Raw genomic sequence first — 12,910 nt, 5'->3', positions numbered from 1 at the left:
CGACCGACGGACATCCTTCTCGTTTTGCCGCCGTGATCAGCGGCGGTTATGCCTGAGCCCGTCCGAACCGCCCAGCAGCGGCTCGCTGAAGGCTTCGCACAGCGCTGGCGCCAGCAGCCGGCCGGCCGGGCGCAGCAGCAGGCCCTCGGGCAGCAGTTCCAGCGCGCCATCGCGCTCGAGCTGGCGCAGCAGCGGCAGCAGTTCGTCGAGCCAGCGCTGCGCGGCCGCGCCGTGGTCGGCGCGCAGCACGGCGAAATCCACCGCGCTCTGGCACAGCAGCTGCTGGCAGATGGCCCGGCGCAGGCGGTCGACATGCTCGGCGCGCAAGCCGCGCCAGACCGGCAGCAGGTCGCGCTCCAGGGCCTGGCGATAGCGCGCCGGCTGTTCGAGGTACTGCACGTAGCAGTCGCCGAGGCGGCTGATGGCGCCGACGCCGAGCGCCAGGTGATCGACCCCGGCGTGGGGCGTGTAGCCGCAGACGTCGTGCTGCAGGCTGCCGTTTTCCTGGGCCAGCGCCAGGTCGTCGTGGGGCAGCACGAAGCAGCCCAGGCCGAGCAGACGGTAGCCGGCATCGCCGAGCTGCTCGACGCCGTGCCGGTGCATGGCCCGGGCCGCGCTGCGCGAGGCCAGGCCCAGGCGTGGCACCGGCTGCCGGCCGGCCAGCGGCAGGCCGCGGTAGTCGAACATGGTGACCCGATCGGGTTGCAGCTCGATGATCGAGGCCAGCTTGCGGGCGAAGCTGCCGCCGGTCTGCCAGGAGCGGCCGTAGCCCAGGTCGACGTTGATCGCCGAGAAGTGCAGGGCCCGCGCGGCCTCGATCAGCGCACGAATGCGCGTGGCGCTGCGGAAGTATTCCAGCGTGCCGCCTTCGCTGGGGTGCAGGTCCGGCACGCCGACGCTGAGCTGGTTGAAGCCCAGCGAGCGCAGCACGCCGACCATCGGCCAGTCGGTATGCGCCAGTTCCACCTCGGCGATGCAGTCCATGCCCGGGGCGAAGGGCAGGCAGTCCTGCAGCAGGGCCATCAACCCGCGCACCGCCTCGATGCCCAGCGTGCCGACATTCAAGCGCAGCTGCACCACCGACTGCCCGGCATCGAGGTGGCAGGTGACCTGCTGCAGCTCGCGCTGCACATAGGCCAGGTCGGTGGCGTGGATGGCCAGCGACAGCGGGCGCCGGGCGCGGCGGCTGTCGCGCAGGGCACGAAACAGGTCGAGCGGGGAAAGACGGTCGCGCAGGTCAGCCGGGCCGGGATACCAGCAGGTGGGCTGGTGCGTCTGCCCGTAGCGCTGCATCAGGTTGGGGTCCCAGCTAACAGGGCCAAACATCGAAGTCTCCGGGCGTGCTCAGGTGGGCGCTATCTGCGCACAGAACACCGGCGGTAGCTTTGATCGGGGACAAGCCAACTGGAGTCAGGGCGCCGCAGGCGACGCTGGCCCGCCGAACGGCAGGCGGAGGGGGACGGAAGGGCGGGCGGCCCTTCCGCATGGCCATCACTCACTTGTGGGTGAGGATCCACTCGGCGAGGATCTTGGCTTCCTCGTCGGTTACCCCGTTCGGCGGCATGGGGATCGGGCCCCAGACGCCCTGGCTGCCGTTCTTGATCTTGCCGGCAAGCATTTCTGCCGCACCGTCCTGGCCAGCGTACTTGGCGGCGACGTCCTTGTAGGCAGGGCCGACCAGCTTGCTGTCGATGGCATGGCATGCGGCGCAAGCCTTGCTCTTGTACAGGCTCTCTCCGTCCTGGGCCAGCGCGGGCTGGAGGGCCAGCGCGCCGCCGAGGGCCAACAGCGAAATCACGGTTTTCTTCATGGGATTTTCCTTGCTTTTGTAATGTCCCGCCCCGGCCGGGGAGCCGGGAGGGACGACCGATTCAGCAGCCCGGGGAGACTGCGAAATCATGTGACATTCTCTACGAGGCAACGGCTCACTTCCAATCAATAGCATAGCGGCTTAACAACAATATCCTTGAATCAAAACCAGGCGATCAACGGGCCAGCAGCCAGGCGACGGCCAGCCCGAGGACCAGCGACAGCCCCTGCCAGACACGCAACGGATTGCGCTCGAGCAGGGGCGGGCGCGCCCGCGCCAGGATCGCCGCGCTGGGTTCGCGCAGTTCGCGGACGAACTCCGAAAGCGCCTCGTAGCGCCGCGCCGGGTCCGGCTGCAGGGCCTTGGCCAGGACGTCGTCCAGCCAGGCCGGCAGCTCGCTTTGCGCGTCGCGCACCGAACGATAGCGCAGCTTCAGTTGCGCGGCCCGACTGCGCGCGCGGGCGACTTCGCTGCCGTAGGGCAGGCGGCCGCTGAGCAACTGGTAGGCGATGACCGCCAGGGAAAACTGCTCCGAGCGCGGCGTGCCGCGCTCGCCGAGAAAATATTCCGGCGCGGTGTAGGCCGCGGTGCCGCGGATGTCCTCGTTCACGCTGGCGCCGCCGATCTCGTCGAGGCCGGCGACGCGCGTCGAGCCGAAGTCGATGATCTTCACCGTGCCGTTGCGGTCGATCATCAGGTTCTGCGGGCGCAGGTCCTGGTGCAGCATCTCCAGCCGGTGGAAGGCGCGCAGGCCACGGGCGATCTGCTCGACGATGTCGCGCACGGTTTCCAGTGCCGGGCGCGGGTGATCGATCATCCACTGCGCCAGGGTGGTGCCTTCGATGAACTCGGTCAGGGTGAACAGGTGCCGACGCGGCTGCGACGGCGTGCAGGCGCGCGCCACGTGCGGGTTGGCGATGCGCCGGGCGATCCATTCCTCGGCCATGAAGCGCTCCAGGTAGGCGCCATCGTGGCGCAGCTCCAGGGAGGGGATCTTCAGCGCGACGCGCTCGCCGCTGGCCGGATCGAGGGCGAGGAAGACATGGCTGCGGCTGCTGGCATGCAGCGGGCGGAGGATCTGGTAGCCGTCCAGCGCCATCCGCGGTTCTAGCATGGGCGGCAACGCCAGTTCGGCGAGCTGGCGCTGCAGTTCGTCGGCGCCGGTCTCCGGCAGGCTGTCGATGCGCAGCAGCTGGGCGGTGAGGTTGTCGTCGCTGCCATTGGCCAGCGCCTGGGCCACCAGCGCCTGCGCCGCCTGCTGCAGGTCGCCGGCGTGCTGCTCGATCAGGCCGCGCATCGCCGCCTCGCCCAGGTGCTCGTGCACGCCGTCGGTGGTCAGCAGGAACAGGTCGCCCTCGGCCAGCGGCAAGGCCTGGTAGTCGATCTCCAGGTGCGGCTCCAGGCCCATGGCGCGGGCCAGGTAGCAGGTCTCGGCGGACAGCTGGATGCGATGGTCGCGGGTCAGCGGCTCCAGCGTGCCGTCGCGCAGGCGGTGGATGCGCGCATCGCCGACATGGAACAGGTGCGCGGTGGTGGACTTGAGCACCAGCGCGCTGAGCGTGCAGACGTAGCCGCGATCACGAGCGTAGCGGTAGTCGCTGTGGCGGGTCTGCGCGTGCAGCCAGGAATTGATCGCCACCAGCACCCGCTGGGCGGATTTCTTCACCGACCAGGCTTCGGAGGTGCAGTAGTAGTCGGCCAGAAAGCCGGCGACGCTGGTCTCGGCGGCGATGTGGCTGACCGTGCTGCTGCTGATGCCGTCGGCGATGGCCACGGCGATGCCCTTGGTCGAGCGCTGCGGCTCCTCGGGCACCAGGGCGCCGTGGAAGTCCTGGTTGGTCGGTTTGCGGCCGCGCTCGGAGTGCTGGCCGAGGCTGATCAGAAGTCGTTTGCTCATGGCAATCGCACGACGGCCCCGGCGCGCGCTGCGGGCCGGGGCCGTACGTCCTGTCGCTTAGCCGAAGGAACGCTTGGCGGCGGTGCGCACGTGGGTGGCGTAGAGGGTCAGACCGGTGAAGGCCAGGCCGCCGACCAGATTGCCCAGCGCGGTGGGGATCTCGTTCCAGATCATGTAGTCCATGACCGAGAAGTCGCCGCCCATGATCATCGCCGAGGGGAACAGGAACATGTTCACCACCGAGTGCTCGAAGCCCATGTAGAAGAACAGCATGATCGGCATCCACATGGCGATTGCCTTGCCGCTGACGTTGGTGGAGATCATCGCGCCGACCACGCCCATCGAGACCATCCAGTTGCACAGCATCCCGCGCAGGAAAATGGTCAGCCAGCCGGCCGCGCCGTACTCGGCATAGCCCAGGGTGCGGGCCTCGCCGATGTGCGAGATCTTCTCGCCGATCGGCCCCGGCTCGGTGGAAAAGCCCATGGTGAAGACGAACGCCATCATGAACGCCACGGTGAGCGCACCGGCGAAGTTGCCGGCGAACACCAGCCCCCAGTTGCGCAGGATGCCCTGCACGGTCACGCCCGGGCGGCGGTCGAGCAACGCCAGCGGGGTCAGCATGAAGACCCCGGTGAGCAGGTCGAATCCCATCAGGTAGAGCATCACGAAGCCCACCGGGAAGAGCATCGCGCCGACCAGCGGCTGGCCGGTCTGCACGGTGATGGTCACGGCGAACACCGCGGCGAGGGCGAGGATGGCCCCGGCCATGAACGCGCGGATCAGGGTGTCGCGGGTGGACATGAAGACCTTCGATTCACCGGCATCCACCATCTTGGTGGCGAACTCGGAGGGGATGATGTAGGACATGGCGGTATCTCTGTGTTGGCGTAATTCGGGCGACCGACCGGGCGAGCCGGGCGCTAGCTGTTCCGCTGGTCGAGTAGGTAGCTGCTGCGCGACGCCGCGCACGGTCAAGGACCGCTCCCACAGGGGATGAGGGGAGCGGTCTCGACCGCGTCAGTTGACGGCAATCTCCACGGCGTCGCCGGCGATCCGCGCCGGCCAGACCTTCAACTGCTGCTCCGGGTATTCCAGGCAGCGGCCGTCGGCCAGGCGAAAGTGCTGCTTGTAGAGCGGCGAGGCGATCACCAGCTCGCCCTTGATCTGCCCGAGGATGCCGCGGCCGATCACGTTGGCGCCGGACTTGGGGTCCTTGTTGGCGATGGCGAACACCTGCTCGCCGGCCCCGCTGTCGGGCAGGTGGAACAGCGCCACCTGCTGGCCGTCGACCCAGGCGACCACGCCGGAGTTGGCGACCAGGTCGTTGCGGGCACACAGGCTCTGCCACTCGGCGGCGGCTGCGGAACGTGCGGTCTGGGTACGGGCTGCGTTGATCGGGCTCATGTCAAACCTCCTCGGCGACGGGGATCAAGTGAAGTTCGGTGGCGCGGGCCGGGCGACGCTGGCCGCGCTCCTTGACGAAGTGAATGTCGGGGTCGGGGCGCGCATCGTTGACGAAGGTGCGGAAGCGCTTGAGCTTGTCGGCATCGCCGATGGCGTTGGCCCACTCGCACTCGTAGGTGTCGACGACGTGCTGCATCTGGCTTTCCAGCTCGGCGGCCAGGCCCAGGCTGTCGTCGATGACCACCGCCTTGAGGTAGTCCAGCCCGCCCTCGAGCGATTCGCGCCACACCGAGGTGCGCTGCAGCTTGTCCGCGGTGCGCACGTAGAACATCAGGAAGCGGTCGATGTAGCGGATCAGCGTCTCGTCATCGAGGTCGGTGGCGAACAGCTCGGCATGCCGCGGGCGCATGCCGCCGTTGCCGGCCACGTAGAGGTTCCAGCCCTTGTCGGTGGCGATCACGCCGACGTCCTTGCTCTGCGCCTCGGCGCACTCGCGGGTGCAGCCGGAGACGGCGAACTTGATCTTGTGCGGCGAGCGCAGGCCCTTGTAGCGGTTCTCCAGCAGCAGGGCCATGCCGACGCTGTCCTGCACGCCGTAGCGGCACCAGGTGCTGCCGACGCAGGATTTCACCGTGCGCAGGCTCTTGCCGTAGGCGTGGCCGGTCTCGAAGCCGGCGGCGATCAGCTCGGCCCAGATGTCCGGCAGCTGGTGCAGCTGGGCGCCGAACAGGTCGATGCGCTGGCCGCCGGTGATCTTGGTGTAGAGGTCGTATTTCTTCGCCACCTGGCCGATCACGATCAGCCCCTCGGGCGTGATCTCGCCGCCGGGGATGCGCGGCACCACCGAGTAGGTGCCGTTCTTCTGCATGTTGGCCATGAAGGTATCGTTGGTGTCCTGCAGCGGGATCAGCGCCGGATCGGTGATCGGCTGGTTCCAGCAGGAGGCGAGGATCGAGCCGACCGCCGGCTTGCAGATGTCGCAGCCGACATGCCCGCGGCCGTGCCTGGCCAGCAGCTCGTCGAAGCTGTGGATGCCCTCGACGCGGACGATGCCGTAGAGCTCCTGGCGGGTATGGGCGAAGTGTTCGCACAGGCTCTTGTCGACGGTCACGCCACGCGCGGCCAGCTCGTGCTCGAAGACTTGCTTGAGCAGCGCCGCGCAGCCGCCGCAGCCGGTCGCCGCCTTGGTCGCGGCCTTCAGCTCGCCCAGCTCGGTGACGCCGGCATCGACCTGGCAGCACACCGCACCCTTGGTGACGTTGTGGCACGAGCAGATGGTCGCGCTGTCCGGCAGCGCATCGGCACCGAGCGCCGGTGCGCCTTCGCCGGCCGGGAGGATCAGGCCCGAGGGCTCGGCCGGCAGCTTGATGCCGTTCTGTGCGTATTGCAGCAGGGTGTCGTAGTAGCTGTTGTCGCCGACCAGCACGGCGCCGATCACCGTCTTGCCGTCCGGCGAGACCACCAGCCGGCGGTAGCTGGCGCTGGCCTCGTCGATGAAGCGATAGCTCTTGCTGCCCGGGGTGGCGCCGTGTGCGTCGCCGATCGAGCCGACGTCGACGCCGAGCAGCTTCAGCTTGGTCGACATGTCGGCGCCGGTGAACGGCGTGTGCGCCTCGCCGGCCAGCTGCGCGGCGACGGTGCGGGCCATGGTGTAGCCGGGCGCGACCAGGCCGAACACGCTGCCGTTCCAGGCGGCGCATTCACCGATGGCGAAGATCGCCGGGTCCGAGGTGCGGCAGTCGTTGTCGATCACCACGCCGCCGCGGGCGCCGATCTCCAGCCCGGCGCTGCGGCCGAGGGCGTCCTGCGGGCGGATGCCGGCGGAAAACACGATCAGGTCGGTCTCGAGGAACTCGCCATCCTGGAAGGCCATGCGGTAGGCGTATTCCTCGCCGACGATGATTTCCTGGGTGGCGCGCGACAGGTGCACGCCGACGCCCAGCGCCTCGATCCGCGCCTTGAGCGCGTCGCCGCCTTGCTCATCGAGCTGGACCGGCATCAGGCGCGGGGCGAACTCCACCACGTGCGCCTCCAGGCCGAGCGACTTGAGCGCATTGGCCGCTTCCAGGCCGAGCAGGCCGCCGCCGACCACCACGCCGCGGCGGGCACCGGTGGCAGCGGCGCGGATGGCATCGAGGTCATCGAGGGTGCGGTAGACCAGCCGGGCATTGCCCTCGGCGCCGGCGATCGGCGGCACGAAGGGGTAGGAGCCGGTGGCCAGGACCAAGCGGTCGTAGGCGTGGCGGCCGGCGCTGGTGACCACTTCGCGGCGCTCGCGGTCGATCTCCAGCACCTGCACGCCGAGGTGGGCCTGCACGCCGTGGCTGGCGTAGTAGTCGGCCGTGCACATGGCCAGCGACTCGGCATCGCGCCCGCCGAAGTATTCGGACAGGTGCACGCGGTCATAGGCGCGCTGGCGCTCCTCGCCGTAGACATGCACCTGGTAGTGGGCCAGCGCGCCGCGCTCGACCAGCTGCTCGACGCAGTGGTGGCCGACCATGCCGTTGCCAACGATGATCAGGGTTTCTCGCTTGATCGGGGTGACGATCGAGTTCACAGCCTTTTCCTCCGCCTGGCCTTGCCGGGCCGCAAAGCAAAAAGGCGCCTGGAGCCGTTGCCGGCCCCAGGCGCCTTTGCCTGGTATTCGTAGGTTCTTCGTGTCGATTCGCCCGAGCCCCGTTGCCCGGATTGCACCTGGTCCCGCCCTAAGGCTCGATGGTCGACGCTGACCATCCGGGACGGCCCGCCGCATCAGGGCAGGCCTTGTCCGGGGTTTTGCACTATGCGTGCCAGCTTTGCGCCAGCTCGGTGAAAGGCCTGAAAACGCCGTGCCAGAGCCTTTGGCGGCGGTGCTCTGGCGCAGCATGGCTGTGGTGCGACGCAGCGGGACGGCCGCAGGCGTGACCCAGGAGGGTGCGCGCAGGCGCCGCCGCTCCCCATTGGGGGGCGATCAGGACAGGGCGAAGCGGCTGCCGAGGGCGTCCAGGCGCCGGGACAGCGCCTGCAATTGCCCAGCCTCGCGGTCGAGCTGGCCGGCGTCGTCGGCGTTGCGCTCGGCGACCTGCTGGACGTTGCGCAGGTGGCTGGCGACGGTGCCGCAGACCGCGCTCTGCTCGTGGGTCGCGGCGGCGATCAGCTCGTTCATCTGCGAGATGGCGGCGATCTCGCTGGCGATGGCCTGCAGCAGGCCGGTGGTCGTCGCGCTGCCTTCGACGCAGCGCTCGACGCTGCGCCGGCTGTCCTGCATGGCCTCGGTCGCCTGGCGGCTCTGCTGCTGCAGGCGGTCGATGATGTCCTGGATCTCGCCGGTGGAGGCGGCGGTCTTGCGCGCCAGGTTGCGCACCTCCTCGGCGACCACGGCGAAGCCACGGCCCTGCTCGCCGGCACGTGCGGCCTCGATGGCGGCGTTGAGCGCCAGCAGGTTGGTCTGCTCGGCGATGGTGCGGATCACCTCCAGCACTCGGCCGATCTCGCCGGCCTGGATCGCCAGGCCCTGCACGGTATGGTCGGTACCTTCTATATGGCGGGCCAGCAGGGCGATCTCTTCATCCGCGCCGGTGACTGCCTGGCGACCCTGGGCGGCCTTGCGGTTGGCCTCGGCCGCGGCGCGGGCGGCGTGGTCGGCATGCGCGGCGACGTCATCGATGGCCAGGCTCATCTGCTGCATCGCCTCGGCCATCTGCGCGGTTTCCTCGAGCTGGCCGCTGGCGCCGGCGCGCAGGGTCGCGGTGGCCTGGCTCAGCTGGGCCGCGGTGGTGCCCAGGTGGCGTGCGTCGCCGACCACGGTGCCGAGCAGTTCGCCGAGCTGTTCGAGCAGGCGGTTGAAGCGTTCGGCGATGGCGCCGCGACCCCGGCTGCGCAGCCGCAGGTCCAGCGCCTCGGCGTCGCGGGTAATGCCGGCGACGGTTTCCATCAACGCATGGCCCTCATCCGCTTCGCGGGCAGCGCGCAGCGCCAGGTAGACGAGGATGGCGCTCTCGACCACCACGTAGCAGGCGTGCAGCAGCACGGTGCCCCAGCTGCCGCTGGGCATCAGGTACAGCGCGGCGCCCTGCCGGGCCAGGGCGTAGAACGCCAGGTGATGGACCGCAATGGTCGCCGCGGCGACCACGATCGGCAGCCAGTCGCGGTAATAGACCAGGAAGGCCAGCAGCACGAAGATGCCGAAGTGCATCTCCAGCATGCCGTGGGCCAGGTTGATGTGCAGCCCCGCCATGACCATGAAGGCCGCGCCGATCACGCAGCGCAGCAGCCGCTGGCCGGGGACCAGTGCGCGCAGGGCGCTGGCGGCGGCCAGCGTCAGCCCGCCGACCACCAGTGCCTGGCCCCAGCCGCCGTTGAGCGCGGCCAGGCCCAGGGCGAAGGCCAGCAGCAGCCAGAGAACGCCGAGCATGATGCGGTCGGCTTGCAGGTAGTGCGCGTGCAGGCTGTTGCGGGTACTGCTCATGGAACCTCCGGAGCGGTCAGCAGGCCTGTCGGCACGGCTGGTGGTCGGTTGCTGGACCCGGCACGGCCGGTCGTGCCGCGGGCTTGGCCAGCAGCAACTGGGCGGTGCCGATGGCACGTTCCAGGAAACCGCCCTCGCAGTAGCACAGGTAGAACTCCCAGAGCCGGTAGAACTGCTCGTCGTAACCCAGTGCATGCAGCTCGCCGCGGGCGCGGCGCAGGTTGTCGTGCCACAGGCGCAAGGTGCGCGCGTAGTGCAGGCCGAAGTCCTCCATGTGCACCAGGTTCATGTCCGTCTCGCCGGTCGCCAGATCGAGCATCCGCTGCACCGAGGGCAGCGCGCCGCCGGGGAAGATGTAGCGCTGGATGAAGTCGACGCTGCGCCGGGCGCGCTCGTAGCGCTGGTCGCGGATGGTGATGGCCTGCAGCAGCATCAGCCCGTCGGGCTTGAGCAGCCGTGCGCACTGGCGGAAGTACTGCGGCAGGAAGCGATGCCCGACCGCCTCGATCATCTCGATGGAGACCAGCTTGTCGTACTGCCCGTCGAGGTCGCGGTAGTCCTCGAGCAGCAGGGTGATGCGATCCTGCAGGCCCTGCTCGGCGATGCGCCGCTCGGTGTAGGCGTACTGCTCGCGCGAAAGGGTGGTGGTGGTGACCCGGCAGCCATAATGCACCGCGGCGTAGATCGCCATGCTGCCCCAGCCGGTGCCGATCTCCAGCAGGTGGTCGTCGGCGCGCAGCTCGAGCTTGCGGCAGATGCGCTCGAGCTTGTTCAGCTGGGCCTGCTCGAGGCTGTCGTCGGGGCCTTCGAACATCGCCGCCGAGTACATCATGGTGCGGTCGAGCATGCGCTCGAACAGGTCGTTGCCCAGGTCGTAGTGCGCCGCAATGTTGCGCCGCGAGCCGCTGCGGGTGTTGCGGTTGAGCCAGTGCAGGACCTGCACCACCGGCTGGCCGAACAGCGCCAGGCCGCGTTCGATGCCATCGAGCACCTCGAGGTTGGCGACGAACAGGCGTACCACGGCGGTCAGCTCCGGGCTGCTCCAGTAGCCCAGCACGTAGGCTTCGCCGGCGCCGATCGAGCCGTTGCTGGCGATCAGCCCCCAGAGCTGGGCGTCGCGCACCTGGATCTGCGCCTGCAGCGGGTGGCCCGGCTGGCCGAAGGTCAGGCACTGGTCGCCGTCGAGCAGGCTCAGCTCGCCGTGGCGCAGGCGCGACAGCTGGTTGATGACGATGCGCCGCAGCATGCCGGCGGCCAGGCCGGCGCCGGCCAGCGGCCGCTGCTTGATGCTCAGGCTAGAGCTTTTCATCGCGGGGTTCTCCAGGTTGCGGGAGGGCGACGCCGTAGCTGCCGACCGCAGCGGCGTGGTCGAACAGCGGGACACGCTTGAGCAGCAGGCGCAGCGCCTGCCAGTAGATGCCGGCGAGGGTCTTGCCGGCCATCCAGGGAAAGGCCAGCAGGTGCCGGTGCAGGGCGAGGCGATCCAGCGCCTGGCGCTCGAGGCCCAGGGTCGCGTCGAACAGCTTGCGCTCGCCCTGCCAGTCCTCCATGTGCACCGCCAGGCGCGGGCCGGGGACGTTGAAACGCATGCGGTATTCCAGTTCGCGCGGCAGGAACGGCGAGACGTGGAAGGTCTTGGCCACGCTGCAGCGCAGGTTGCGCCCCTGGCTGGCCGGCAGCACGTAGTGGTAGCGCTCGCGCCAGGGTGTGTTGCTGACTTCGCAGAGCACCGCGCGCAACTGCTCGTCACGGTCGAAGCAATAGAAGAAGCTCACCGGGTTGAACGACAGCCCCCAGCTGCGCGGCTGGGTCAGCACCCGCACCGCGCCATCGGGGCACTGGCCGAGCGCCTCGGCCACGCACTGGCGAACCGCATCGGCCAGGCGCATGCCGTTGCGCGTGTAGGCGGGCAGGTAGTCGGTCTCGCGGAAGCGGAACGCCGACAGCCGCCTGGCCAGCGGTGCGAGGTCGGCCAGCATGCGCTGCTCGGCCAGGTCCAGGTAGAGCAGGCCGATGCGGTAGCGAAACTCATGGCCGCGCGGGGCGAAGCGCCGGTGGCGGATCCAGCCGCTGTAGAGCGCGCTGTGGACGAGGGCGCCGCTCACAGCTGCTCTCCGAAGGCGCGGGCGACGCGCAGCGCGCTGACCACGCCGTCCTCGTGGAAGCCGTTGGCCCAGTAGGCGCCGCAGAAGTAGCTGTGCTGGCGGCCCTGCAGCTCGTCGACCCGGGCCTGCGCCGCCAGCGCGGCGAGGCTGTACTGCGGGTGCGCGTAGCGAAAGCGCGCGAGGATGCGTTGCGGGTCGATGGCCTCGGTCTGGTTGAGGCTGACGCAGAAGGTCTCCGGCGCCTCGATGCCCTGCAGGATGTTCATGTTGTAGGTCACCGCCGCCGGCTGCTGGATCGGCCCGCCGAGGCGGTAGTTCCAGCTCGCCCAGGCCAGCCGGCGGCGTGGCAGCAGGCGGGTGTCGGTGTGCAGCACCACGTCGTTCTCGGCATAGCCGATCGCGCCGAGCACCGAGCGCTCCTGCTCGTCGGGCCGGGCGAGCAGGGCCAGCGCCTGGTCGCTGTGGCAGGCGAACACCACCTTGTCGAAGCGCTCGCTGCCCAGCGCGCTGTTGACAGTCACGCCTGCGGCGTCGCGCTGGACCTCGAACACCGGGCAGTTGAGGCGGATGCGCTCGGCGAAGCCTTGCGTCAGCGGCGCGATGTAGGCGCTGGAGCCGCCCTCGACCACGTACCACTGCGGCCGGTCGTTCACCGTGAGCAGGCCGTGGTTGCGGAAGAAGCGCACGAAGAACTCCAGCGGGAAGGCCAGCATGTCCTTGAGCGACATGGACCAGATCGCCGCGCCCATCGGCACGATGTAGTGCTCGATGAAGCGCTGCCCGTAGCGCCCGACCTCGAGGTAGTCGCCGAGCGTGACGTGCCGGCCAATGCGCCCGTGGGCCAGGTCCTCGAGCGCCTCGCGGTTGAACCGCAGCAGGTCCTGCAGCATGCCGAGGAAGGCCGGCGACAGCAGGTTGCGGCGCTGGGCGAACAGGGTGTTGAGGTTGTGCCCGTTGTACTCGACGCCGCTGGCCGGGTCGCTCACCGAGAAGCTCATTTCGGTCGGCCGGTAGGCCACGCCGAGCTGTTCGAGCAGGCGGATGAAGTTGGGGTAGGTCCGGTCGTTGAACACGATGAAACCGGTATCGATCCGGTACTGGCGGCCGGCGAGCTCGACCGGGACGGTGTGGGTGTGCCCGCCGATCCAGCTTTCGGCCTCGAAAACGCTCACGTCGTGCCGGCGGGCGAGCAGGTAGGCGCAGGCCAGGCCGGAAATCCCGCTGCCGATGATGGCGATCTTCAT

The 12,910-nt window shown here is 69.2% G+C and carries 10 protein-coding genes; all 10 read right to left on the bottom strand.

Annotated elements, in window-relative coordinates:
* Window positions 1-36: 36 nt before the first annotated feature.
* Entirely contained in the window at window positions 37-1,326 is a 1,290-nt protein-coding gene (locus L3N39_RS10920) for an oxygen-independent coproporphyrinogen III oxidase (protein ID WP_237257356.1), read from the bottom strand.
* 169 nt (window positions 1,327-1,495) lie between these two features.
* Window positions 1,496-1,810, bottom strand: a complete 315-nt coding sequence (locus tag L3N39_RS10915) for a c-type cytochrome (RefSeq protein ID WP_237257355.1) — start codon at window positions 1,808-1,810, stop codon at window positions 1,496-1,498.
* A gap of 175 nt (window positions 1,811-1,985) precedes the next feature.
* Window positions 1,986-3,707, bottom strand: coding sequence for a bifunctional protein-serine/threonine kinase/phosphatase (locus tag L3N39_RS10910; RefSeq protein ID WP_237257354.1), 1,722 nt, complete (start codon window positions 3,705-3,707; stop codon window positions 1,986-1,988).
* A 57-nt stretch (window positions 3,708-3,764) separates the two neighbouring features.
* The gene (locus L3N39_RS10905; RefSeq protein WP_237257353.1) at window positions 3,765-4,577 is read right to left on the bottom strand and encodes a formate/nitrite transporter family protein; all 813 of its coding nucleotides are present in this window, start codon (window positions 4,575-4,577) and stop codon (window positions 3,765-3,767) included.
* A 150-nt stretch (window positions 4,578-4,727) separates the two neighbouring features.
* On the bottom strand, window positions 4,728-5,114 hold the full coding sequence (gene nirD / locus L3N39_RS10900; protein WP_237257352.1) for a nitrite reductase small subunit NirD: 387 nt from the start codon (window positions 5,112-5,114) through the stop codon (window positions 4,728-4,730).
* A 1-nt stretch (window position 5,115) separates the two neighbouring features.
* Entirely contained in the window at window positions 5,116-7,671 is a 2,556-nt protein-coding gene (gene nirB / locus L3N39_RS10895; protein WP_348983397.1) for a nitrite reductase large subunit NirB, read from the bottom strand.
* Between the two features lie 393 nt (window positions 7,672-8,064).
* Window positions 8,065-9,561: a methyl-accepting chemotaxis protein gene (locus tag L3N39_RS10890; protein ID WP_237257351.1), complete on the bottom strand. Its 1,497-nt coding sequence runs from the start codon at window positions 9,559-9,561 to the stop codon at window positions 8,065-8,067.
* A 16-nt stretch (window positions 9,562-9,577) separates the two neighbouring features.
* The gene (locus tag L3N39_RS10885) at window positions 9,578-10,870 is read right to left on the bottom strand and encodes an SAM-dependent methyltransferase (RefSeq protein WP_237257350.1); all 1,293 of its coding nucleotides are present in this window, start codon (window positions 10,868-10,870) and stop codon (window positions 9,578-9,580) included.
* Window positions 10,857-11,666, bottom strand: coding sequence for a DUF1365 domain-containing protein (locus tag L3N39_RS10880; protein WP_237257349.1), 810 nt, complete (start codon window positions 11,664-11,666; stop codon window positions 10,857-10,859). The genes L3N39_RS10885 and L3N39_RS10880 overlap by 14 nt, the downstream gene beginning before the upstream one ends.
* Window positions 11,663-12,910, bottom strand: a complete 1,248-nt coding sequence (locus L3N39_RS10875; protein WP_237257348.1) for an NAD(P)/FAD-dependent oxidoreductase — start codon at window positions 12,908-12,910, stop codon at window positions 11,663-11,665. The genes L3N39_RS10880 and L3N39_RS10875 overlap by 4 nt, the downstream gene beginning before the upstream one ends.

Origin of the sequence: Pseudomonas oligotrophica (assembly GCF_021726475.1) — a bacterium.
In the GTDB taxonomy this organism is placed as follows: domain Bacteria; phylum Pseudomonadota; class Gammaproteobacteria; order Pseudomonadales; family Pseudomonadaceae; genus Stutzerimonas; species Stutzerimonas oligotrophica.
The sequence above is the reverse complement of the archived record's forward strand: the minus strand, read 5'-3'. Positions and strand labels throughout refer to the sequence as shown.